The sequence below is a fragment of the Gammaproteobacteria bacterium genome (assembly GCA_029862005.1).
Lineage (GTDB): Bacteria > Pseudomonadota > Gammaproteobacteria.
In genome coordinates, this window is sequence record JAOTYD010000003.1 from 18,375 (window position 1) to 43,889 (window position 25,515).

Annotated in this window: 19 protein-coding genes; 12 read left to right on the forward strand and 7 right to left on the reverse strand. The window is 51.9% G+C overall.

What is annotated here, in order from left to right; translation table 11 throughout:
- Positions 1-101: 101 nt before the first annotated feature.
- Genes murA through hisD form a run of 3 tightly spaced genes read left to right on the forward strand, consistent with a single transcriptional unit; the run spans position 102 to position 3,294 of the window.
- The gene (gene murA, locus OES20_03130) at positions 102-1,361 is read left to right on the forward strand and encodes a UDP-N-acetylglucosamine 1-carboxyvinyltransferase (GenBank protein ID MDH3633675.1); all 1,260 of its coding nucleotides are present in this window, start codon (positions 102-104) and stop codon (positions 1,359-1,361) included.
- A gap of 6 nt (positions 1,362-1,367) precedes the next feature.
- On the forward strand, positions 1,368-1,997 hold the full coding sequence (hisG, locus tag OES20_03135; protein ID MDH3633676.1) for an ATP phosphoribosyltransferase: 630 nt from the start codon (positions 1,368-1,370) through the stop codon (positions 1,995-1,997).
- A 1-nt stretch (position 1,998) separates the two neighbouring features.
- Positions 1,999-3,294 (forward strand): histidinol dehydrogenase, encoded by a 1,296-nt coding sequence (gene hisD / locus OES20_03140; protein MDH3633677.1) that lies wholly within the window; start codon positions 1,999-2,001, stop codon positions 3,292-3,294.
- 134 nt (positions 3,295-3,428) lie between these two features.
- Here hisD and OES20_03145 read toward each other — a convergent pair whose 3' ends face one another.
- From OES20_03145 to OES20_03170, 6 genes are all read right to left on the reverse strand, one after another.
- Positions 3,429-4,277, reverse strand: a complete 849-nt coding sequence (locus OES20_03145) for a hypothetical protein (protein ID MDH3633678.1) — start codon at positions 4,275-4,277, stop codon at positions 3,429-3,431.
- A gap of 132 nt (positions 4,278-4,409) precedes the next feature.
- Positions 4,410-7,664, reverse strand: a complete 3,255-nt coding sequence (locus tag OES20_03150; protein ID MDH3633679.1) for a hypothetical protein — start codon at positions 7,662-7,664, stop codon at positions 4,410-4,412.
- Positions 7,665-8,067: 403 nt separating this feature from the next.
- Positions 8,068-10,095, reverse strand: a complete 2,028-nt coding sequence (locus tag OES20_03155) for a hypothetical protein (protein MDH3633680.1) — start codon at positions 10,093-10,095, stop codon at positions 8,068-8,070.
- 57 nt (positions 10,096-10,152) lie between these two features.
- Positions 10,153-10,923, reverse strand: a complete 771-nt coding sequence (locus OES20_03160) for a hypothetical protein (GenBank protein ID MDH3633681.1) — start codon at positions 10,921-10,923, stop codon at positions 10,153-10,155.
- A gap of 2 nt (positions 10,924-10,925) precedes the next feature.
- Positions 10,926-12,539, reverse strand: coding sequence for a cytochrome c3 family protein (locus OES20_03165; GenBank protein MDH3633682.1), 1,614 nt, complete (start codon positions 12,537-12,539; stop codon positions 10,926-10,928).
- On the reverse strand, positions 12,539-13,339 hold the full coding sequence (locus OES20_03170) for a hypothetical protein (GenBank protein MDH3633683.1): 801 nt from the start codon (positions 13,337-13,339) through the stop codon (positions 12,539-12,541). The genes OES20_03165 and OES20_03170 overlap by 1 nt, the downstream gene beginning before the upstream one ends.
- A gap of 195 nt (positions 13,340-13,534) precedes the next feature.
- Here OES20_03170 and OES20_03175 point away from each other — a divergent pair, with 195 nt between their 5' ends.
- From OES20_03175 to OES20_03195, 5 genes are all read left to right on the forward strand, one after another.
- Complete coding sequence (locus OES20_03175; GenBank protein MDH3633684.1) at positions 13,535-14,845, forward strand: NAD(P)-binding domain-containing protein; 1,311 nt, start codon at positions 13,535-13,537, stop codon at positions 14,843-14,845.
- A 19-nt stretch (positions 14,846-14,864) separates the two neighbouring features.
- Positions 14,865-16,859, forward strand: coding sequence for an ankyrin repeat domain-containing protein (locus OES20_03180; protein ID MDH3633685.1), 1,995 nt, complete (start codon positions 14,865-14,867; stop codon positions 16,857-16,859).
- Between the two features lie 161 nt (positions 16,860-17,020).
- The gene (locus tag OES20_03185) at positions 17,021-18,451 is read left to right on the forward strand and encodes a DUF5666 domain-containing protein (protein ID MDH3633686.1); all 1,431 of its coding nucleotides are present in this window, start codon (positions 17,021-17,023) and stop codon (positions 18,449-18,451) included.
- A gap of 57 nt (positions 18,452-18,508) precedes the next feature.
- On the forward strand, positions 18,509-19,309 hold the full coding sequence (locus OES20_03190) for a DUF6502 family protein (GenBank protein ID MDH3633687.1): 801 nt from the start codon (positions 18,509-18,511) through the stop codon (positions 19,307-19,309).
- Positions 19,306-20,820, forward strand: a complete 1,515-nt coding sequence (locus OES20_03195) for a DUF5666 domain-containing protein (GenBank protein ID MDH3633688.1) — start codon at positions 19,306-19,308, stop codon at positions 20,818-20,820. The genes OES20_03190 and OES20_03195 overlap by 4 nt, the downstream gene beginning before the upstream one ends.
- 6 nt (positions 20,821-20,826) lie before the next feature.
- Here the strand turns inward: OES20_03195 and OES20_03200 are convergent, their stop codons facing one another.
- The gene (locus OES20_03200) at positions 20,827-21,981 is read right to left on the reverse strand and encodes a trypsin-like peptidase domain-containing protein (GenBank protein MDH3633689.1); all 1,155 of its coding nucleotides are present in this window, start codon (positions 21,979-21,981) and stop codon (positions 20,827-20,829) included.
- Between the two features lie 44 nt (positions 21,982-22,025).
- Here OES20_03200 and OES20_03205 point away from each other — a divergent pair, with 44 nt between their 5' ends.
- The 4 genes from OES20_03205 (at position 22,026) to OES20_03220 (ending at position 25,505) form a co-directional block, all read left to right on the forward strand.
- Complete coding sequence (locus tag OES20_03205; GenBank protein ID MDH3633690.1) at positions 22,026-22,772, forward strand: Nif3-like dinuclear metal center hexameric protein; 747 nt, start codon at positions 22,026-22,028, stop codon at positions 22,770-22,772.
- A gap of 164 nt (positions 22,773-22,936) precedes the next feature.
- Positions 22,937-23,512, forward strand: coding sequence for a ubiquinol-cytochrome c reductase iron-sulfur subunit (gene petA / locus OES20_03210; GenBank protein ID MDH3633691.1), 576 nt, complete (start codon positions 22,937-22,939; stop codon positions 23,510-23,512).
- On the forward strand, positions 23,512-24,738 hold the full coding sequence (locus OES20_03215) for a cytochrome b N-terminal domain-containing protein (protein MDH3633692.1): 1,227 nt from the start codon (positions 23,512-23,514) through the stop codon (positions 24,736-24,738). Before petA ends, OES20_03215 begins: the two co-directional genes overlap by 1 nt.
- Entirely contained in the window at positions 24,738-25,505 is a 768-nt protein-coding gene (locus tag OES20_03220) for a cytochrome c1 (protein MDH3633693.1), read from the forward strand. Before OES20_03215 ends, OES20_03220 begins: the two co-directional genes overlap by 1 nt.
- Positions 25,506-25,515 lie beyond the last annotated feature (10 nt).

Here is a 25,515-nt window from a genome sequence, read left to right on the forward strand (position 1 = left end):
GCCAAGTGAGATTCAAATCCATCATGGCAAGCCGAGGCATATACCTAATACTAACGGCGGTCTTCTGATAGAATGGCCGCCCTTGAATCCAGTGGCTGTACATGAACAAGTTAATCATTAAAGGCGGAGTCCCCCTGTCGGGGGAAGTACGGGTTTCCGGCTCCAAGAATGCGGTTTTACCGATTCTTGCCGGTACTCTGCTTGCAGACAGCCCGGTTATTGTTCGCAACGTGCCGCATTTGCACGATGTCACGACGACGATGGAATTACTGGGCCGCATGGGGGTCTCGCTCACCATCGGTGAGAAAATGAGTATCGAGATCGACCCCGCGACGCTGGAAAATACCTTTGCTCCATATGAACTGGTCAAGACCATGCGCGCCTCGATCCTGGTATTGGGCCCCCTGTTAGCCCGGTTTGGACGTGCTGAGGTATCGCTTCCGGGAGGTTGTGCAATCGGTGCGAGACCGGTTGACATGCATCTCGGTGGCCTCGAGGCAATGGGTGCAGACATCCTGGTCGAGCAAGGTTATATCAAGGCGCGTTGTGACCGGTTGAAAGGCGCGCGTATCGTCATGGACCAGGTGACCGTAACCGGCACTGAAAATCTGATGATGGCGGCCAGTCTCGCCGATGGAACCACGGTCATCGAAAACGCAGCGCGCGAACCGGAAGTCGTTGACCTGGCCGATTTTATTAACGCAATGGGCGGCCAAATCGAGGATGCCGGAACCGACATGATCAAGATTCAAGGCGTCGAGAAATTGCGCGGCTGTGATTACACCGTATTGCCCGATCGTATCGAAACCGGCACTTACCTGGTGGCGGCAGCGATTACCGGGGGTAAGGTCCTGGTCAAGCATACCGATCCGAGACTGCTCGATTCGGTGCTGGCCAAGCTTGAGGAAGCGGGTGCGTCAATCGATAGCGGTGACAACTGGATCGAGCTCGATATGGTCGGCCGCAAGCCGCATTCGGTAAATATCCGAACCGCACCCTATCCCGGATTTCCGACGGATATGCAGGCGCAATTTTGTGCGCTCAACGCGATCGCCGAGGGTACCGGTTCGGTCACCGAGACCGTGTTCGAAAATCGATTCATGCATATCCAGGAATTCATGCGGCTGGGTGCGAATATCCACATTGAAGGTAATACCGCAATTATCAGGGGCGTCGAGGGACTCAATGGGGCACAGGTAATGGCAACCGATCTGCGCGCCTCGGCCAGCCTGATACTGGCGGGCCTGGTTGCAAACGGGGAGACCGTGGTAGACCGTATTTACCATATCGATCGGGGCTACGATCACATCGAAGAAAAACTCGCTGGCCTGGGTGCGAAAATCCAGCGCGTTCCCAGTTAATCGACCATGCCTACCGGGTTAACCATAGCACTCGCGAAGGGCAGGGTTCTCGATGAATCCCTGCCCCTGCTGGCGCGCGCAGGGATTGAGCCTGCCGATGACCTCAGTGGCAGCCGCAAGCTCGTGTTTGCCACCAGTCACGCGGATATCAAGCTGGTGCTGATCCGTTCCGCGGATGTGCCGACCTACGTTCAGTACGGTGCGGCCGATCTCGGTGTGGCTGGCAAAGATGTACTGGCGGAGCACGGTGGTGAAGGCCTGTACGAACTTGTCGATCTGAAAATTGCGCCCTGTAGGATGATGACCGCCGGGTTTGCCGACAAACCGATGCCGCGCGGCCGCCTCAAGGTTGCGACCAAGTACCCGCGAATGACACGCCAGTTTTTCCTGGAGCAGGGGCGTCAGGTTGAGTTGATCAAGCTTTATGGTTCGATGGAACTGGCGCCCGCGGTCGGACTTGCCGACATCATCGTCGATCTCGTGGATACCGGCAATACGCTGAAGGCGAACGGGCTGACACCACTCGACCACATTATGGATATCAGTTCACGCCTGATCGTGAATCGTGCTTCGCTGAAGATGAAGAATCAGGCGGTCAAGAAACTCGTGGGCAAAATCGAAAAAGCGGTGAAGTAGAGTGGATATCAAGCGGCTCGACAGTCTTGACGACAATTTCAGAGCAGAACTCGATCAACTGCTGGCCTGGGATTCCGCGTCCGATGAAGCAGTTTTCAAAACCGTCAGAGAAATATTGAAATCGGTAAAAAACCAGGGCGATAGTGCGGTACTGGATTTTAGCCTGCGCTACGACGGGCTCAAGGCAAAAAACCTGGCCGAACTGGAAATGCCGCTGAATCGACTCCGGCAGGCTTATGATGAAATCGAATACAAGGATCGAGAGGCATTAGAGCAGGCCGCTGCAAGAATTCGCGCTTACGCGGAGCATCAGAAACTCGAGTCATGGGAATATACCGAGACCGACGGGACGCTGCTGGGTCAACAGGTTACCCCGCTGGATCGGGTCGGACTTTACGTGCCGGGTGGTAAAGCGGCTTATCCATCCTCGGTATTGATGAATGCTATTCCAGCGGTCGTGGCCGGGGTCCAGGAATTGATCATGGTCGTGCCGACACCGCGGGGCGTGGTCAACGAACTGGTATTGGCGGCAGCCCACGTTGCCGGCGTCACCCGGGTTTTCACGATCGGTGGAGCGCAGGCTGTAGCGGCGCTGGCCTACGGTACCGAGACGCTGCCGGCGGTGGATAAGATCGTGGGCCCCGGTAATATCTACGTCGCCACCGCCAAGCGCATGGTGTTTGGCACCGTCGGAATCGATATGGTCGCCGGTCCGTCGGAAATACTGGTAATCTGCGATGGCAAAACCGACCCGGACTGGATTGCGATGGACCTGTTTTCGCAAGCCGAGCACGATGAAGACGCACAGGCGATACTGCTCTCGCCCGACGGCGAATTTCTCGATCGGGTGGCGGCAAGTATCGAACGCCTGATCGATGAAATGCCGCGCAAACAGATCATCGACCGCTCGATGAGCACCCGTGGCGCCCTGATCAAGGTCTGTAACCTCGACGATGCCGCGGCCGTGGCCAACCATATTGCGCCCGAACACCTGGAACTCTCGGTCGATAATGCACAGCAATTGGCGAAATCGATTCGCCATGCCGGCGCGATTTTTCTCGGACGCTATACCGCTGAAGCACTGGGCGATTACTGCGCCGGCCCCAATCACGTGTTGCCGACTTCGCGTACCGCGCGTTTTTCTTCGCCGCTCGGGGTCTATGATTTCCAGAAGCGCTCGAGCCTGATCGGTTGTTCCGCGCAGGGCGCGTCCGAGCTCGGCAAGGTTGCCTCGAGGCTGGCACGCGGCGAGGGTCTGGAAGCCCACGCCCGCTCCGCGGAAAATCGCATAAAGTGAAGCCGCCCAAAGGCGGCTTCATCCCGGAAAGTGCGTCAGCACTTACCGCTGCGTCGGACCGCCGGGATCTCGCAAGAGCCTCCAGATACTAGCTATCGACTGGTTCGTGAAGACAGAACTTTCGGCAGCGTCAATTAAATTTTATCGTTGATCACCAATTCGAGCGTTTTACTGAAATTTGAAGGAATCGAATTTGACAGCTGTTCGTAATCTCCTGACTGTCTCTCGGGATTTCCGGATATTGATACCCTGGCCCCCACGATTACATTGTCGACACTGGATATTGTTCGGCCTGGTATCATTGCGTGACTGTCGTTTAGCGCGATGTCGAGAGGGAGTTCTGATACTTTCTTACGTAAAACTGCCAATGGAGGGCCGGGACTCTCAGCCGCGCGCGCAAAAACGAAGACCAGCGATTCGGGCGACAGTTTTTTTTGCAATGCGGGATTCAGTGATAATTTTAGTTGCAATCCAGCAGATTCTTCTGGGCCTGTCTGGCTGACTGCTTCCACAACCTGACTTTTTGCCAGACTCTCGTCTGCATTGGTCTTGTAGTCACGAAAATTGATTGAGGAATCAAAATTCTGTATTGAAGAATTATTCCGACTGAAGGAATCAATTCGAGGAAGGGGCTGCCAACTGCCTGCATAACTCAGGGCTTTAGCTTTTTCGAATGCTGCCTCCGCTTCCTGCCATCGATTCAGGTGATAGTAGGATTTGGACAGCAACACCCAACCGTCGACATCGTCCGGCTGGCTTTCTAAGCGTTGCTTCAGGCCGACCAGCAATACCTCGACCGATGCCAGGCCAGCGTTTGAATCCTGGGTGCCAGGGGTAACAGCTTGGGGGGCCTTGAATTCGCGCATAGGGTCTCGTTCTACGGGATCAGAGAATTGGGTAATCACAAAATAGATTCCCACTCCAACCAGCGTCAGCACAACGAATATCGATATCTTAAACTTTGATAAAAGGATCATGTTCAATCGAATAATCTTGCTAATTGTTGGTAACAGGCTGTGGCGCGAAAATTTTAATCGTTCGTCTCGTATTTTATATGCAGCATTGAGGAATGAGGAAACCTCTGCGCCATTTGCGTTTGGTGGCAGGCAAATGCACTAAAACTCGCTGTCGCTGACTCGATGACAGCCACTGCCACCGCAATTCTTGTTTTGCTCGACGGTGCCGCCCTTTCCACCGTTGTGAGCTCCTTCACTTTCGAAATCATTCGCGTGACAGGCTGCGCAAAAGGGCGCGTACTGGGGCCAGGGATACGGAATCGTACTGCTTATGGGGCTACCGTGGCATACAGTACAGCCCAGGTTCCTTCTGTGGTCGCCCGGATAGTTCCCTTGCGGGTCGTGACTGAAACTGGTCGGCGCCCAGCCGTTGGTGGTATGGCAAACGTCGCACTGTACGGTTGTCGATAAATGATCCGCTGGCTTGAAGGTCGCACCGCCGCCCGGACTATGACAGGTGTCGCAGTTACCGATACTACTGGCATCGTGTGTCCAGGTGCCGCCTACGAAGGTTGCCGTGGTGTGACAGAAGTAGCAGTCGAGACTGGTCGGAATATGCGCGGGCACGGCATCCATCATACCAGTCGCCGTAGTACCGTCGTGACATGAAACGCAATTATTAATGATCCCGGTATGATCGAACGTTGCCGGAATAAAGCTACTGGGGGAGTGACAGACACCGCAGTCCTGATTGGTTGCAACATGGCCGACTTTTTTCGGCGTAGCGAAACCGGCATCGTGACAGGATGCGCAGTTATCCACGATACCCGCATGATCAAATGTCGCCGGCAAAAAGCCCGTGGTCTGGTGGCAATCGACGCAATCACCGTTGGTCGGCACATGGTCGTTGTCTTTGCCTGTGGCGGTAATGCCGTCATGACATGAACCGCAGTTATTCAGGATGCCCTGGTGGTCAAATGTGGCCTGGGCAAATGATGTGGGGGTATGGCACACCGAACAATCCTGGGTGATCGGAATGTGGGGTGGGTTAACCTTGGCATCGGTGCCGGTCGCAATGACGCCATCGTGGCAAGACGCACAGTTGTCGACGATACCGGTATGATTGAACACCGCCGGCGCAAATGTGCCGCCGGGCACGTGACAGACTCTGCAATCCTCGGTTGTTACGACGTGGTTGACCTTGGCGTCCTTGCCGGTCGCATCGGTACCGTTGTGGCAGGAATCACAGCGCACTGCCAGCACGGCGGGATCGCTGTGGTCGACAAACGCGTCGGCAAAATTAGTCGTGTTATGACACAACGCGCAATCGGCAGAAGTTGCCGGATGCGGAGGAGTCGGTGTCTTTCCCCGGGCTCCAAGTGCGACAAAACCGGGGCTGCCATCGTGGCAGGAAGCGCAATTACCGGTAATGCCCTGGTGAGCCAGCATCGTGGTTGGCGTGAAGCCGTTGATGTTATGACAAACGTCACAATCCTGGGCCGTCGGTAAATGGTTTGCATCCTTGACTAGATTGGCGACAGGATTGCTCGGCAAAGGCAAGAATTGGCTGGTATGGCAGCCTTCGCAGCCGCGGGTTATAGAATCGTGAACCGCAGTACGAAATGTTGCCGACGGCGAGAAATCTCCTTGATTAGTCGTATTAGCACTGTGGCACACGACGCATGCTCCAAGTGCCGGGATATGATTCAGCTTTTTACCGATGGCCCCGGCCGCAACAAAGTCGGGATTGCCGCTGTGGCAGGATTCGCAATTGCCGGTGATGCCCGAGTGAACGAAGCCCTGTGCCGGCTTGAATGGAGCCGTGGTAGTGTGGCAAAAACTACAATCCTGGTTTGTCGGCAGATGGGAAGCCGGTTTTCCATAAAGCGTATTACCCGTTGTGCTGAAGTCACCGTTGTGGCACGACGTGCAGTCGTTGGGATTAATGCCGACATGGTCAAAGGTTGCGCCCGCAAAATCCGTGGTGGTGTGGCAATCGACGCAATCCTGGCTCGGGCCGAGCGGGGTGGGAAAGTGATTCAGGAGCATACCCACAGTGATCACATTGTCGTGGCATGTCGCACAATTGTTAACCACACCGGCATGGTCATAGGTGCCGGTTGTAAAGGTACCCGGGGTATGACAGACCCTGCAATCCTCGATGGTTGGCATGTGGTTGGCGTGCATACCGCTTGCCGATCCGGACCCATCTGCAACATGGCAGGAATCACAGCGAGCCGCCAGAACGACAGGATCAGTATGATCGACCCCGAATGCGGGCGTGAAACTGTCGGTGTTATGACAATTAGCGCAGTCGGCACTGGTTACAGGGTGGGTGGGCACCGCGGACGACTTGGCGGGGGCGTTAATACCATTGGTTTCGTTATGGCACGATTCGCAGGACTGTAACGTGGCATCGACCACGCTGTGGTTGAAAATACCGCCCATACTGAAGCTCACGATGCCGTGGCAGGTATCGCAATCGACAACAGTTACCGGATGGCCAATCGGTTGCCCCGTCGCCGAAACGCCATGACAGGAATCGCAGGTTATACCCGGACCGACCACGTCAGAGCCGGTGTGATCGGGGTAGGCGTCCAGGAAACTGGTGGTCGTATGGCAGTATCCACATTCGGAGCTGGTATCAGGGTGGGGAGGCGTGGGCGTCTTACCCCGGGACACGGTGCCGTTGTGGCAACCCGAGCATGATCTGGAAATACCCGTATGATCGAAGCTACCGTCCGCTGCTAGCGCCAGAAAACTCGTGGTATTGTGACAGTCGTCGCATTCGGCGTTCGTCGGCGCATGAAATTCGGACTTGCCGACGGCCAGTATACCGTTATGACATCCGCTACAGTTTCCAAATACTTCCTGATGATCAACGAATGGGGTGATATCAAATCCCGTGGGTGTATGACAGGTTTCGCAGTTATTGGTGGCAGCGACATGATTGCCTGATTTGGGCGGAATACCATTGACGCCATCGTCATGACAATTGACGCAGTTCGAAGACAGGCCTTGATGATTAAATGGACCCGTGGGTCTTTCCGGTGGAATTGTCGCCACGATCAGCTGAATGGCACGCTCACTGGTAAGGGCTCCAGCACTAACCGCCAGCTGCACCCGGAATGAACCTCTGGTATCGGCAACAAAACTGGGATTGGCTGAAGTAGCGTTTTGCAACACGGCGTTACTGCCGTCGGGCCTCGAAGCAAAAGACCAGCGAAAGCTTAGTGGTTGAGACGATGTGGTAAATGAATTGTTGTCGCTTGGGTAGGCAGTCTCACCGACTCGCACGGCAAGGATAGGCCCCGTCCTGGCCACTATGTCGACAGTCTTGTCTACCGCGGTACTCTGCAGGGAGGCTCTTTCGTCCCCGCCTCCACCGCATCCAGCGGCAAGCAAAACCAGCATCAATGCGAGCAAATTGATGCTAGGCCTTATGTACCTCCTATGTGTCGGCGCGGTGTGCATCTTAATCTTGTAAACAGTTACCGGTGTTGCTTCTGATAATGGAATCCATCGCTTTGCTAGTAGAATCCAGGGGAACCAATTCATATTTATTGGGAACTATATCCCAAATTAAGTGAAATGATATGGGAATATTACGCAAAAGTAAGTGTTCAGCAGACCCAGAACAGTCTCATTTTAGTTAAAAAAACACTGCTCGCTGTATACCGTTGGTAACGGAAACTGTACGTTTGGTCTGAAATCAGGTGGTTTCTACCGATGATGGCATCCTGCTGGAATCGACGTATCCTGCTAGCTCCTCGCGGAATCAGGCATAGTAAATTAACCGCAGGCTAGCCTGTTTATATCAGAAGAAATACGAATACCCAAGATACAGCGAATATGCGATCTGCTGGTCGAAATCGGGTAAGTCCAGGTCCGAATACTCGATGCCCAAATCGGCTTCAAAATCGAGGCTTTTTGCTGCCCGGTATCTGATTTTGATCGAAGGCATCAGAATATATTGATCGATCCTGGTACGCTTGCTGCGACGGTGATCCAGTCGAATTCTCGGATCATAGATTAAACCCCCGTCACCCGGGAATCGGCTTCGCAGGCGAACCGATTCGATGTCACTCGAGTCCAGATCAGACAAGCGCAGCCCGAAGGACGTAAAATCCCTGGCAGTGAAAAAGCCGCTGACAGAGTAGTCAAACGATAGCTCAACATCCCTCGATGAGGGAATGGCATCCACGCCGCCGGAGGATTTTGCCGCATCGAGTTCAACAACAGAGAGGTCCATGTTTAACTGTCGGTTATTATCAATAAAATAGCTGGCGCCGAAATACAGGGTATTGCTTTTGCTGCTCCGGTCTTCGGCCAGCTGGTAAATTTCATCCCGGGAAAACGTTTCGTCAAGCTCGTCGATCGAGTCTGCGCCCTGTCCCTGCAGTGCATTCAGCGTGGACAATAGTGGTGAATTAAGGCGACCAAGCGTCAGGTTGAAAGTCCACCGCGGATCGTAGCGGTAGTTCGAGATAAAGGTGACATTGTTCAGTTCTTCATAGAAAACGTCGTAGTCGACAATGCCGTAAATAAATCCGACGTCATTCCGGAGCTGGAATTCGCTGCCGATCGCCTGTCGGTCTGTTAGATCCGAGACCTCCTGATTTACCAGGTACAGATTGATATCGACCCAATCGTACGGGCTAATATCCAGGTTGGCTCCCAGCAGGGGATTATCGGATTCGAGACCGTCATATGGGGACCGGACCAGGTTTCCCGCGAAGTAACTGGGTTGATAGGCCGTGCGCGACAAATCCCTGAAGGTGAACCCGTCAAAACGTCCGTAGACGCCGGTTACGGTGCGATACTGGCGCCCACCGATAATACTGAAACTGTCCCGCGTGTAGCTCAGGTTAGCCTGCGAAATCCGGCTGTCGTTTTCATCTTCGATAAAGTCATTGACCAGACTCGAATCGATCTGAATCGACCATGTGTCTGCATCCGTTCTGCGTTGAATCTGCAGGTTGACATCGGTAACCAGTGCCTGGTTGACTTCCTCGGAACTTTCTCCGGGCCGGTCAATGACATCATCCCGATAATATTGTTGCACTGCGCCGCGAAATATCCAGTTGCCCTGGTCAGGATTCTTGTCCGGATTCGCCAATCGTTGTTTGGGATTGTCACCCATGGTGCGAATACCTTCCAGGCGATTCTGGACTCTTGCCGAGATTTCTGGCGGCGGACTGGTATCGAGCAAGGTTTCATATAGCACCACGGCCTCCGCGAATTTACGCTGGCGTTCGCGGGTGGTGCCGGCAAGCTCAAGGGCGGCACGTGCCTGTTCCAAATCTCCGCTTGATACGATTGCGTCGGTGATCGCAATGACCCGCGCATAGTTTTCATCCAAAAATGCCTGCCTGGCCTTTGACAGTAAAACATCATTCGTTTCGGGACTATTTTGTTCGGATTCAGTTTTCTGCTCGCTACCCACCTGTTTTAAAAAGGCGGTTAACTTTTGTTGCTCGGTCTTCGTTCGTAGATAAATCCTGGCACTCGAAAAATACGGCTTCAGTTTTTTTAGAGCCGCCCGGGCAATGTCGGCAGTTCTAAAATTTCCCAGTACCAGTCGGTGAAAAAATTCCCCATTGACCTTAACCTTGGCCTGATAGACAAAGTAGTTCTGCAGGGTATTCCGGGTATTTTGTGGCAGGCCGTCAAAGGGCTGTCTGCTCGATGCTATGATGATTGCATGAGGTTGCACCTGCATTGGCTGGGGTGGGCTTAAGAACAGGTTTTCAATCGCAATAATTTCGTAACTGGCTGCCGAAACATCGGATACACAAGCGAACCAGGGGATTGCCAGAATGATAGCGACGAAGGCTTTTTTCATCCTTTTACTGCGTCCTTTATTTTTAATTTTCGATCCCGATACATGAGACAGGCTCGACTAGGGTGGCGTTGCTGGAGTCCAGCCCAGGACACTGTGACAAGCCTCGCAGTCATTTCCCGAAGGAATATGCATCGGATCCTTGCCCTCGGCGATGACGCCATTGTGACAACTGAAGCAGGTTCCGATTACCGAACCGTGGTCAACCCGGATTACCGGTATCCAGTCCCGGGTATTGTGACAATCCTCGCAACTCGCCGTAGACGGGATGTGGCCGGGATTTTTACCTTCAGCAAATCCGCCGTTATGACAACTGACACAATTGCTGGTGGTGTCGATATGATAAAATTTCCAGCTCAGTGTAATGTGGCAGGCATCGCAGATATTACTGCTCGGTACATGTCCCGGATTCTTGCCCTCGGCGGTAACCCCATTGTGGCAGCTCGCACAGCTACCGCGGACCGCGGCGTGATCGACCCTGATAATGTTGGTCCATAAAGTGGGCGTGTGACAATAGTCGCAATCACCGGTGACCCGTATATGCTGGCTGGACGGAGCGCTGGCCTTTATTCGCCCCGAGTCGGAATGGCAACTGGCACATTGCCTCGGGGTGCCGACGAAAATCCCGTCTACGTGGCAGGACTCACAGCTAATCAGGGCATGTTTGAAATCCAGCGGAAAACTGGTCTCGTCATGATTAAAATCCGACCCGAGGTCAAGCGCAGCCGTATTGCTTGCATAGCAACCAGCTAACACAAAGAAAATGATTAAAGCCGCACCGAACTTAATAGAAAGTTGAGCGGGAACCCATGAAGATACTTGAATGGCCATATTCATTCTCTTACCTTTTCTGGTTCTTGCTTCCCGAGGTTTCTAAAAGATTGAATATTGATTGTGCTGAAGCCTTGCTCACTGTGGCAGCGGTCGCATGCACCACCGAAGTTTCCGTTATGAACATCGTCACGCCGATGACAATCAATACAGCGCCAATTATCCCTGGTAAACCGGTCTAGAGGTCTGTTGTGACAGGTATGGCAATGCACTTCGGTGTGCGCATGCCTGAGTTTGAAGTCGGTGTCATCGTGGTCGAAGTGCCAGATCAACCAGGCATTGGGATTGTGGCAATCGGCACAATCCTCTCCCAGGCTTTGCTCGTGCACGTCGTCGGGGCGATGACAGTCAACACAAGCGTCGTCGGCCTCAGCAAACACGGAGGACGTATGGCAGGCCTCGCAGCCGAGTGCGGCATGTTGTCCTATGAGGGGGAAACTGCTTAGATCATGATCGAATCGAACGTCTTGTTGCCAGGACTTTTCATTGTGGCATTGATCGCACTCGTTGCCCTGATCATCTTTGTGAACATCGTTCTGCTTGTGACAGCTGTAACAGTCGGTATCAATTTCCTTGGTCCTGGCACCGACCAGGTGACATGCCTCGCAAACCAGGTTTTGATGCGCGCCGTTGAGCGCAAAATCGGTGTTTGCATTATGGTCAAATTCTGCATCCTGCCATCCGGTGACGGTATGACAGTCCTGGCACTTTTTACCATTTAACTCGTTATGAACATCGTCAGTACGATGGCAGCTGTAACAGTCACGTGGTTTTTTGTTAAATTTTTTGGAAACCTCGTAGTCGATGGCATGACAGTCGTTACAGGCCTGCCTGCGATGCCTTCCCTCGAGTTGGTAGCTGGTGTCCCGGTTGTGGTCAAAAATCGATTTATCCCAGGTTCTTTCCTGGTGGCAGGTTGCGCAGTTTTGACCGAAGCGGTTGCTGTGAACGTCTCTTATCGCATGGCAATCGACACAACGCTTGGGTGTGTCCTTGTATTGCTCATTGATGTGGCAAGCGTTGCAAGCCACACGCCGATGTGAGAATTCTAATTTGAAGTCCGTGTTGTCATGGTCAAACTCGGATCTGGACCATCCACTGGTCACGTGACAATCTTTACATTTTTTGCCCAGTTCGCCCTTGTGAATATCATCTTCCGAGTGGCATTCATAACAGGTTCGCTTGGCGTCACGGTATTTCTCGTCTTGCTGATGACAGGCATTACATTCCACCAGCTTGTGCTTGCCGTCCAGCTTAAAATCAGTGAATTGATGATCGAACTTGTCCTTGTCCAGCCAGACTACCCTGGCATCGCGACCCTTGTGATCGCTGTGGCAGGCTTTACAGTCCAGGTCTCTTGCGTTCTTGTCCTTGCCATGAAATCCCTTTTTTTTAAGGATATCCTCGGCAATCGGCTTGTGGTCGTGACAATCAAGGCATAGCTTCTTTTGGGTTGTATCGCGCAATCTGACGTGGCAATTGGTGCATTCTGATTCGAGTTCCTCGTGCCCCGATATCAACTTGCCCGGCATGAAAAATTGTTCAATCTCGGCTGCCTGCGCATTCCATGTGCTGATGACACCCAGCAGTAGGGCCAATAGGTAAATGGTTCTCATCAATAGAGATGCACAACGAGAACATGGATTGTTCCGGACAGGACCAGCATGACTAAAAGTGGGATATGGAAAACGTGCCAGTAAGAGAACAGGATTTCGTTAATTCCAAGTACGCAGATCAAGTGCAGATCCTTCAATCTGCGATAAACCTGTTTTTTCTCGGCGGGTTCCAGTGCACAACGAGCAACTTCGCGACGCAAGCGGCCGATACGCGATTTCATACTGCGGTAGAATCCCAGTGATCGATTTATACCCGTATGCTGATGGGTTAAACTGGTTTCGAGCTCATTAAATTCGTGCGCAATATGAGCGTCAATGGCGGTTGACCTACCTTTCAACAAACCCGATAAATCATCACCCGAGTAGAACTCTTCGAAGCGGATTTTACGGCCATACAAGCCGTGGTGAATGCGCTGATACCAATAACGACCCAGCAAACCGCTAGTGGCAACGATCAGCATGCAGAACAATGCCACGCTGCTGTTAAATGAACCGAGCTTGAAGCCAGAGTGAAAAAGAATAATTACCGGACCGACCAGGCCCAATATCATATGAATCCTGAACCAGAACTTGACGGAACCTATTGATGCCCAGCTTTTGAAACGTTTTCGCAGGGGGTAGGCAAAAATGAGCAACATCATCGACCCCCCGATGATTCCGAACCAGTATCCGATCCCAGATTCTGCAACCAGGTAATTCTGGTCGCGGGCAGCCCAGCCCGCAGCGATCAGCAAGGCGATCGCTGAATACCAGATGATCGAGGTCATGCTGAGCAAATAGGAAGTGAACTTGTTCGACAAAAATCTATCCTGTCTCAACTATGCTTGAGTTGTTCCCTGGGGTCACTGCAATCCATTCGATTCGAACTTTCCCGGCGCCTGTCGAGCCCCTTAACGGGAAATAAAATATAGCAGAAAATACGAAATATTTATGGGAAAAAATTCCCTATTTAAGGTAAATTTAACGAGTTTTAATCGGAAACGCAATTAAATCGCATGACAACGCTGCAATACTGGTTATCCCTGTTGCCCCCACTGTTAATCCTGTTGACCTACTTGGCCTGGTACCGTCGACGCGAGCGAATCAACAGCCAGACTCGCCTGCAGGCTATTGAATCGGGACTTTCCGAGCCGGCTTCATTGCACCCGCTCATCGATCGCAACAAATGCATCGGTTGCAAATCATGTGTTTTTGCGTGCCCGCAACAGCTCGGACATGATGTGCTCGGAATTTTCCATGGCAAAGCCGAACTGCTGGAGCCGGCCAACTGTATCGGGCACGGCGCCTGCAAGACGGTCTGCCCGGTGGGTGCGATCAATTTGGTGTTCGGTAGCGAAAAACGGGGTGTTGATATCCCGCAGGTTGACGATCATTTTGAAACCAACATACCGGGAATCTATATCGCCGGAGAGCTGGGAGGTATGGGCTTGATTCGAAATGGTATCGAGCAGGGCAAAACTGCGATGCTGTCACTTGCAAAAGATTTACCCAGCTCAAGCAGTAATGCACATCAGGTCGTTATTGTCGGTGCAGGCCCCGCGGGATTCGCCGCAACCCTGAAGGCTAAGGAACTCGGTTTGAATTACCTGACGCTGGATCAGGAATCACTGGGCGGTACGGTATACAAGTATCCTCGCGGGAAGATTGTCATGACGCACCCGGTCGACTTACCGATCGCGGGCAAAATGCACTTCAAGGAGACTACCAAGGAAGAGCTGCTGGAATTCTGGCAGGGTGTAAAGAAAAATACCGGGATCAGAATAAATTACCAGGAACTGGTTTCCAATATCACGACCCGGGACGCTGGTTTTGAGCTGAAAACCAGCCGTGGCCAGTACACCGCGGATAAGGTATTGCTCGCAATCGGCAGGCGCGGCACACCCCGTAAACTGGGAGTTCCGGGTGAAGATCATCCCAAGGTTGTTTACTCGCTGATCGATCCCGAGCAGTACCTGGGAAAAAAAGTATTGGTCGTCGGTGGTGGCGACAGTGCACTCGAGGCCGCGTTATCGATTGTTGATGCCGGTGGAGCCGATGTTTCAATTTCATATCGCAGCGATGCTTTCTCTCGAGCCAAGGCAAAAAACCGGGAGCGCGTCGATAACTATGCCGCTGCGTCGAAAGTCAAGCTCTACTTATCATCGAACCTGATCAATATTTCCCCCCACGAGGTGGTTCTCGAGCACAAGGGACAGGCTATTCAGCTTGAAAACGATGCAATTATTATCAATGCCGGCGGTATCTTACCCACCGGCTTTCTCAAGGATATCGGTATATCTGTTGAGACAAAATACGGCACAGCTTGAGATAATTAAGGTCACTCGAATGAAAATAGTCCTGCTGATCCTGACCCTCGTGCTAACTTCGGCTCCCGCCCTTGGCAAACTGGATCAATCACTAGAAGAAATCGAAAAACTGATTCGATTGCGTGATTATTCGCAGGCGGTTAGTCGCCTACAGATCATGGCAGAAAAAGGTGATCCCGAAGCGCAATACCGACTGGCGGGACTGTATCGAGCCGGTAAAGGTGTGAGCAAAGATCTGGATAAAGCAACCGACCTGTACCATGAGTCGGCACAGGGCGGTCATGCGGACGCCCAGTATGCAATAGCGTTAATCATCGAGAAGTCCAACGACTCAGCTGCCTCACGAAATGAAGCGCGGAGATGGTATAAAAAATCTGCAGCCCAGGGTAACCAGCGCGCTTCAATCAAGCTCGAGCAGTTTCAGCAAGCCCCGCAGGTAACGCCGCGGCGAATTAACCGGAAAGACCTCTTTAACGCAATTCAACATAACGATGAAGCCCTGATAAATTCCCTCATTTCGAATGATGTGGATTTGAATTTGACTGACCGACAGGGTAACTCGACGGTAATGGCAGCATTACTCGCTGGATGGCCGCGATTAGCCGGCACATTAATCCCCAAAACGCAGCATCTCGGGCAGGCCAATATATATGGAGATAGTCCGTTGCACGTCGCTTCCAGTCGAGGATACAAAGGCATCGTTAAAGCCTTGCTCGATAGTAACGTGGGTATCGATCAAACCGACTACCGGGGCGATACGGCGCTAATGCTGGCGCTGAAAAACAGGCATGCCGAGATAGCTGAACTGTTATTGGAGCGAGGCGCAGATTACGAACTTACCAACAAGAAGAATCGCTCGGCAGTTGATTTTGCCTTTGCCGATGATAATCCAGCCAGCAAGGCCTTATTCGCGCAGTTTGGTATTAAGCCAAAGGTCGTTACCAGGAAAAAAGCGCCGAATAGCCTCGAAACATTTAAATCGTCGGTCGACAAATATGGGGCGCGTTATGCCGGCTGGCCCTTGCTCAATATTGCGATCGAGCTTGGTGACGATTCAATTTCTAATCAATTAATTGCGCGAAAACCTGACCTGAACGCAGCCGATCCTGACGGCAATAGTGCCTTGCACGTCGCAGCCCGCAAGGGTGATTCCGTAACCTTGAAACAGCTCATCAGAAACGGTGTGAGTAAAAACGGGCTGAACCGCAGAAAGGAAACCGCCCTGTACCTGTCGGTCGAATCCGCCTGTCTGAAATGCGTAAGACTGCTGCTAGGTTATAAGGCCGATCCATCGATCGCGACAAAATTCGAGGTTACGCCACTTGAAGCCGCTATCCGGAATAACCAGGCAAAAATCGCACAGGCGCTGTTGCAAAATAAATCCAATTACCCGGGTATTCATCGAGTGCTGTTACTTGCGATTCAGAAGAAAATGGAGAACCTGAGCAGCGTGTTGATTAAACGCGATAAGCATCTCGACTCTGTCGACGAAAAGAAACGGTCGGCGCTATGGCACAGCGCTGACCAGGGGCTTGAAAAGACCACGGCGTTACTGATTGCATCGGGTGAAATAGACGTTAATCGCAAGGACATCAACGGACACAGTGCACTTGCGCAGGCGGTGATACACGGTCATTTCAAACTAGTGCGGCTGTTGATCGAGCACGGCGCTGACCCGACCACGCGCACGCAAGAGGGCAATACGCTGGTAATGCTGGCCGTGCTATCGCAGAGTCCCGAAATCGTCGAGTTTTTACTGAATCGCGGTATCGAAATGGGTGTTCGGGATATCGACCTCAATGCGCGGGATAATGTCGGAGAAACCGCGTTGATGATGGCCGCGGCTACTGCCCAGGATCAAGTCATTGAGGTGCTATTGCATGCCGGAGCCGATCCACAGCTGCGTAACAATGAGGACTTGAATGCATTTCAAATAGCGACTAATGCCGGACATCGCGATACCGCCCGGTTCATCCACGATAAAAGCAATTTCGTTTTCAAATTGTTTAATTGAATTCTGAAATCGAGCGCCTAACTCCGGCGGCAGTAAAAATTTCTTGCTTTTTATACTAATTTGGGAATATAATCCCAAATTATATAAGTACTCAGTCACAATGTCTGGGTTTTTTAAAGATTTTTATAACAAATGGGAATATAATCCCAAGAGGTTTTAAAATGAAAATTTTACCAACAAAATACTTTACCGGTGTTTCAGCGCTCGTAGCAACAGTTCTGCTAGTTGGCGGTTGCGGTGGGTCATCCTCGAGTGGTGACGGGGATGCCGACAGTACGGTTGTTAGCCGTGGTTTGATAACCGGATTCGGAAGCGTTTACGTTAACGGCATCCGTTTCCATACGGGTAGTGCGCGATTTTCTATTGATGATGACAGCGGTGTAGAGTCCGACCTGAGAGTCGGTATGATCGTGACGGTAAAAGGCACTAGGAATGATAGCTTTAATGGTCACGCAACACATATTGTTTATGACAATGAATTGAAGGGGCCTGTGTCCAGTATTTCCTACGATACACCTAATCCTGTCGATGCAGCCTTGGCAACAATGACCATTCTTGGACAAACTGTAATAGCCAATCGTGATACAACAATCGACAACGACCATGGCCTGACCTTTGACAATATTCAGGTCGGTGATGTACTCGAAGTCAGCGGATTCATCAGCGATTCGGGTTTGCTCGCAACGCATATCGAAAAACAGGATGACGCATCAGAAATCGAAATCAAAGGATATATCGATAACGGCAGCCTGACTTCCAATAGCTTTACCATCAACGGATTCCCCGTGAGTTACGATGGCACTACCCAACTCGATGATATCAGCGCGCTCGCGGAAGGCCTTTTTGTCGAGGTGGAAGGTCGGTTGGATGGACTGGGAACTACCTTGATCGCCGAAGAGATTGAAGCTGAACACGAAGGCCTCGATGATGATACGGATGAGGCCGAAGTAGAAGGCGCCATATCTGACTATAACCCCCTGAACGATACCTTCATGATTCAGGGCCAGTTAGTTGATGCCACTGGTGCCGAGCTGTATCCCTCTACGCTGGTTTTAGCGGACGGTTTGATCGTGGAAGCCGAGGGTCATATTGTGAATGGTATCCTGCAGGCAGATGAAGTCGAACAGAAAGGCAAGAAGATTAAGATTTATGCGACCTTATCGGCGGTAGGTTCGGATTCAGTAAGTTTTAAATTTAACTTGACTGACATTGTTGCCCGGGTCAATCACCAGACCGAACTGGAAGACGATATAAATGATACTGATATTGTATTATCGCAGCTGTCGCCGGGTGATTTCGTCGAGATGGAAGCATTCGATGATGGCAGCGGGATCATTAATGCCGTCGAAATCGAACGTAAAACACCCGATGAAATACGTATTGTTGCCCCGGTAGAGGGGTGGGATGATAGCGCCGAAACCGTGATGTTGCTCGGGGTAGTGTTCGACCTCAGCGCGGCAGTTTACGAAAATGACTTCGACCAGAATATACCGGCCGACACATTTTATAACTCGCTTAGTCCGGGAAGGTTCGTCAAGATCAAGGATACCGATAGTAACGGCATCTTCGATAAAGCGGAACTGGATGACTAGTTAACTCGAAGCCCGTGTGTTGAAATTGCAGCACACGGGTTTCGTCGATTTGAAGATATGCAAGAAATACTGCGCAATACACTGAGAAAAATTCTGATGGCTCTGGTACGCACACTGTTACGCAACGGCATGGCTTACGGAGAGTTCGACCAGATTGCACGCAAGGCCTTTGTTGACGTTGCCTATCGTGATTTTACGCCCAGCGGCAAGAAACAGACCGTGTCAAACGTGGCGATCCTGACCGGATTAAATCGCAAGGAAGTCAAGAAACTATCTGAACTTGATCTGGGGCAATCCCCGGGTGACGACAAGCAATACAATCGGGTGGTGCGAGTGCTGGGAGGCTGGATTAACGATCCTCGCTTTTTACGCAAGGATGGTAATCCGCGCGACCTGGAGCACGAAGGCGAGAATTCGTTTAGCGAACTGGTCAAGCTCTATAGTGGCGATATGCCGGTAGCGGCGATGCAAAAGGTTTTACTCAATTCGGCCAATATCAAGTTTACCGACGATAACAAGGTGCGCTTGCTCAGCCATGCCTACCTGCCGTCGGATGATCCGGTCGAAAAACTGGCGATTCTCGGCACCGATGCGAGCCAGCTGGTGGACACCATCGATTTCAATCTAACCGCCCCGGAAGAGGCGCTGCGTTTTCAGCGCAAGGCTTCGAATCCAAAGGTGGCGCCAGAATCGATACCGGAAATCAAGCAATTTTTAAGACGCAAAGGACAGGCCTTCCTCGAGGAAATCGATTTATACCTGTCTCAGCATGAAACTGAAGATGACTCGAGCGCCGAAGTCAGTGTCAGCGTGTTTTACCACGAGTCGAAAGATGAAGATCGGGACGTTGAAAAATGATTAATAGCCAATGGAATCCCGTTAAAGCGGCCACACTAATTTGCCTGTTAGCGGGCAGCCTTATGCTGAACGGCTGCGGTGGCAGCAGTGGCGGCTCGGACACAAGCGCCGGCATCGGCGGCACCGGCATTGCAGTCGGTAAGATAACCGATTTCGGCAGTGTTTATGTCAACGGCAACATTTTCAATACTAATCAGAGCCAGTTCATCGTCGATGGCAATTCATCCGCAAGCGAAAATGATCTGTCTATTGGTATGGTGGTAATTGTCAAGGCCGAGACCAATAACGGTCTGTTCACCGGTAATGCGCTCGAAGTCTTTTACGACGACGAAGTCGAAGGGCCTGTCACGAGTGTCACGCCTGATCCGATGGACGCGAATTTAAAAACCATCACAGTATTCGGCCAGACCATTACCCTCGATGATACAAGTACATTGTTTAAAGACAGGTCCGTTACTCCCGATCCCAATTACGGCTTTGCTACGATTGCTGTCAATGATGTAATTGAAGTCAGCGGATTTCGCGTTTCACCGACCGAAATCACAGCAACTTATGTCGAGAAGACCGATGATCTGAATCCAGGAGCAAGCGAGGTCGAATTGCGCGGCACCGTCAGTCAGTTCTCGGCGATGAACCAGAATTTCATGCTCGATGGCGTGCAGATTACTTTCGACATGAACACCCAAATCGAAGTTACCGGCAGTCTGGTAGATGGTCTTTTTGTCGAAGTCGAGGGAATTTACTTCGATAATCCATCCGTATTTGTACACGCCGAGGAAATTGAGGAAGAGGAAGAGGGCTTCGGCGATGATGTTGACGATGTAAGCCTGCAGGGAATCATTAGTAACTTTATGGGAGGTCCCCAAACCTTTGAAATCGATGGTCAGATGATCGACTTCAGCGGTGCGCAAATCGAGCCCACCGGTGCGATGCTTGGCGATGGTCTGGAAGTTGAAGTCGAGGGCGACATCGTCGCCGGTGTTTTAATCGCCGAGGAAGTCGAAGTCCGGGAAGGCGAGGCTAAACTCGAGGCTTTTGTGAGTTCTGTTAATCTGGCAAATAACAGTTTTGAGGTTAGCTACTTTGGTGGGCTCGGAACGGTAACGGTCCTTGTCGACACCCAGACTATCTTCGAAGACGAGAAGGGAGCTATGCCACTTGAGGATTTAGAGCTTAGTGGCCTTACTCCCCTTGTTGATTTCGTCAAGCTCGAAGGTAAAGAGATGGTCAATGATGAAGTCGTCGCGAGTACGATCAAAAGAATCGATGATGATGATTATAAGCTCCAGGGTGCGGTTGACGGTTGGATCCCGATAGGCACATCAGCTTCGATCACGGTCCTGGGTATCATTTTTCCAGTGGATACAACCCCGATAACCGGCACGGAATTCGAAGGCTACGCGAACGCGGCAGAATTTTTTACTGCGCTCGCTGCGGCAGTCGATCCTGAAGTAGAAATCGAAGACGATATTCCCGCCGATGGTGTCGCCGACAAAGTTGAATTCGAATAGTCCGGATTACAGTTGCGGGCGTTGGATGACCTTCATGTCGAGGTTTAATTTTTCCGGGCCACGATAGATTGTGACTTTTATCTGCTCGCCGGGTTGGTACGGCGTTATCTGGTTAAGCAAATCGCGGATCCCGAGCACCGGTTTGCCCTCGACTTCAACTACTATATCGCCGGCCCTGATGCCGGCCATGTCGGCGGGGCTATTGATAAATACGCCGACGATTAATGCGCCCTTGATGTCCGGGTCGCCGGTGGCCATCGCCGCACTGGTGGTTACTTCGGTGCCTTCAACCCCGAGCCAGCCGCGCGTCACTTTTCCGAACTTGATGATTTGTCGCATGATGTCGAGCGCCAGCGATATGGGTATTGCGAAGCCGATACCCTGTGCACCGACGGACTGACTGAAAATTGCCGTATTGATGCCGATCAGCTCGCCGCGCGCGTTGATCAGCGCACCCCCCGAATTGCCGGGATTAATTGCAGCATCGGTCTGGATAAAGTTCTCGAAGGTATTGAGCCCGATGCGATTACGCCCGGTCGCGCTGACGATACCCATGGTCACAGTCTGACCGACGTTGAGCGGATTTCCAATCGCCAGCACGACATCGCCGACGCGGATGGCTCGTTCGTCTGCGATCTTGATCCCGGCCAGGTCGGTGATCGGGATCTGTAAAATGGCGATGTCGGTCTCCCGGTCCTCGCCGATCAGAACGGCCTGGCTGCCGCGTCCGTCGGCCAGGGAAATCAGGATTTCATCGGCACCGTCAATAACGTGCTGATTAGTGAGAATGTAGCCGTCGGCACCAATGATGACGCCAGAACCCAGGTTGGTTTCACTGCGGCTGCGTTGGCGCCGTTTTAGTTGATCGCTAAAGAACTGGCTGAATATCGGATCCTCGAGCAATGGATGCGGTTTTTCGGTAACCGTTTTCATTGTATAAATCGTGACTACCGAAGCGCTCGAAGATGCGACTGCATCCGCGTAGGAAAACACCCCTTTACCGTTACCTGGTAGTGGCTGTACCTGCTCCTGTGACGATGACAGGAATGCCAGGATTTCGTCTTTATCCTTGTCACTTACGGTAATCAGGTAGATGGTCGCAAGTGCCAGTCCGATTAATCCGAATTGAAATAAGAAGCCGACGGCTTTGATTAGTTTCATCCTGCGATAGTATCATAGCGATCTTGAATACAGGATCCGGCGCCATGCAACTAAAACGACTCTGTGAGTTCTGCGATGAGTACCTGGGCGTCAGTGAATTTGACGACTATTGCCCAAACGGATTGCAGGTCGAGGCAACGGTCGAAGTCAATAAAATAGTTTGTGGCGTGACCGCGAGCCAGGCCCTGATTGATGCCGCGATTAAGCAGGATGCCGACACCCTGATTGTGCACCACGGTTATTTCTGGAAGGGAGAATCGCAGGCTATCAGCGGCTACAAGGGCAGACGTATCAGCAGCCTGATAAAAAACGGCATCAACATGCTGGCATTTCACCTGCCGCTGGATGTCCATCCCGAGGTTGGCAACAACGTGCAACTTGCCCGGGTCCTGGACTGGGAGGTAACGGGCAGTTTTGGCGAGCAGGGCCTGGTATTCGAAGGTAGTTTACGCATCCAACAGACCCTGGATCAATTCGCGCAGCAAATTGAAACGGGTATCGATACCCGCGCGCTTGCAATCAGTGCCGGCGATCACGCGATAAAGCGGATTGCCTGGTGTACCGGTGCAGCGCAGGGCTTTATCGAAGCCGCGGCCGAACGTGGTGTCGATGCTTTTGTCAGCGGCGAAGTATCGGAACCAACCTTTCACCTGGCCCGGGAAATGGGCATTCACTATGTTGCGGCAGGACATCATGCGACCGAGCGCTACGGAGTGCAGGCACTGGCGAAAGTCATTGCCGAACGGTTCGGTATCGAACAGCAATTTATCGATATTCCGAACCCAGTCTGAAGCCTTGCCGGGAAAGTGATTGAAATCTGCACCAACGGATCCATTTAGGCCTTAAACGCTCTCGACGCAAAAGTGAAAGTAAGCTATCCTAACGACCGTTTTTTGTGCCCGGGCCGAGGGTCGATTGTGCCGGAACTTCAATACTCAATCGAGGAAGAATTCGAATGTCTTCAGATGGTTTAGATAATAATCGCAGGCGCTTTCTGACTGCGGCGACGGTTGTCGTTGGCGCCGTCGGTACCGTGGCCGTGGCGGTACCCTTTCTGTCGAGCTGGAGCCCGAGTGCACGGGCCAAAACTGCTGGCGCGCCGGTGGAGGCAAATATCGGCAAACTCGAACCCGGTCAGCAGATTATCGTTAAATGGCGCGGCAAGCCGGTGTGGGTAGTGCGCCGGGACGAGAAAGCATTGGCGACGTTGGCGAATGTTGCAGACCAGCTGCGCGATGTCGAATCCGATGAAAGTATACAACCGGAATACGCTAAAAATGAGCATCGCTCTCGTAAACCTGAATTTTTGATTATCGAGGGTATTTGCACGCATCTGGGTTGTTCGCCGACCTACGTGCCCGAAATCACTTCGGATTTCGAGGGTGGTTTCTTCTGTCCCTGCCATGGATCAAAGTTTGATTTTGCCGGACGGGTTTACCAGGGCGTACCGGCACCAACAAACCTGCCCGTTCCACCACATTACTTCGTCAGCGACGACGTGATTCTTATCGGCGAGGATGGGGTAGCATAATGAGTGAAAATAAAAACAGCGGCGGGTTCCTCGGCTGGATCGATGCGCGTTTCCCCTTGACGAAGATGTTCGAAGAGCATCTGTCAAAGTATTACGCTCCTAAAAACTTCAACTTCTGGTACTTTTTCGGCTCGCTGGCGCTACTGGTGCTGGTTATTCAGATAGTGACCGGAATTTTCCTGACCATGCATTATAAGCCGGATGGCGACATGGCGTTCAGCTCGGTCGAATATATCATGCGTGATGTCGACTGGGGCTGGCTAATTCGCTACATACACTCAACCGGGTCCTCGGCATTTTTTATCGTGGTTTACCTGCACATGTTCCGTGCGCTGATATATGGTTCTTACCAAAAACCGCGTGAGCTGATCTGGCTGTTCGGCATGTTCATCTTCCTCGCCCTGATGGCCGAGGCTTTCATGGGCTACCTGTTGCCCTGGGGTCAAATGTCTTACTGGGGTGCACAGGTCATCATTTCGCTGTTTGGTGCGATTCCGGTGGTGGGGGATGAATTGACCTTGTGGATTCGCGGCGATTTCGTGGTTTCAGATGCGACCCTGAATCGTTTCTTCGCGTTGCACGTGGTGGCAGTCCCTATCGTACTGCTGTTGCTGGTGGTTATGCATATCATCGCGCTGCATGAAGTCGGCTCGAACAACCCGGATGGCATCGAAATCAAGAAGAACAAGGATGCAAACGGCATTCCGCTCGACGGCATCCCTTTTCACCCCTATTACTCGGTCAAGGATCTTGTCGGCGTCGTGGTATTTTTGATTTTATTCAGCATCGTGGTGTTTTTCATGCCCGAAATGGGCGGCTATTTCCTGGAACACGCCAATTTTGTGCCGGCCAACCAGTTTAAAACACCCGAGCACATCGCGCCGGTCTGGTACTTCACGCCGTTTTACGCGATTTTGCGTGCAATCCCAGACAAGCTCACCGGTGTTATCGCGATGTTTGCGTCAATTGCAGTGCTGTTTGTATTACCCTGGATTGACCGGGGCAAGGTCAGGTCGGTGCGTTATCGCTCTACAACTTTCAAGATGTTGCTGGTGATGCTCGTGATCAGCTTCATCGGGCTGGGATACCTGGGGGCGCTACCCGCAACCGAGACCCGGACCATGTTTGCGCGGATATTCAGCCTCGGTTATTTCGGATTCTTCCTGGGCTTGTGGTGGATCAGCAAGTATGAGGTCACCAAGCCGGTTCCGGAGAGGGTGCGATAATGAACAAGATGTTAATCGTTATTGCGGTTCTGCTATTCCCGGCGATGGTTCATGCTGCCGTTAACGGTCATACCTTTCCGCACGATAAGATTGAGATTGACTGGAGTGACAAGGCCGCGATGCAGCGCGGTGCTCGTACCTTTGTCAACTATTGTCTCAGTTGTCATTCGGCGTCTTACTCGCGATTCAACCGCGTCGGCGCAGATCTGGGGATTCCGGACAATCTGGTGCGTGAAAACCTGATTTTTACCACGGATCTCAATGGTAACAAAACCAAGGTCGGTGAATTGATGAAGACGACCATGACGCCCGATTACGCGGAACAGGCATTTGGAACCGTGCCGCCCGATCTTTCGCTGGTCGCTCGTTCGCGCGGCGTCAACTGGCTTTACAATTACCTGCGGGGTTTTTATATCGATGACACCCGTGTCGGGCTGGGGGTCAACAACGGTGTCTTCAAGAATGTAGGTATGCCCCACGTACTGGCTGAATTACAGGGACTTCAGCAACCAAAATACAAAACCGTGATAGACTCCCACGGTAACGAGAGCGAGGTCATTGTCGATTTCGAAATTATCAAACCAGGTTTGATGACGGAATCCGAGTATGACCAGACCATTTACGACCTGGTGGCATTTCTTGACTATCTCGCGGAGCCCTATAAGCAGACACGCAAGAACGTTGGTACCGGTGTCCTCATTTTTCTATTCGTCTTCCTGATTCTGGCTTATTTCCTCAAGAGAGAATACTGGAAGGACGTTCATTGACCAGGAAATT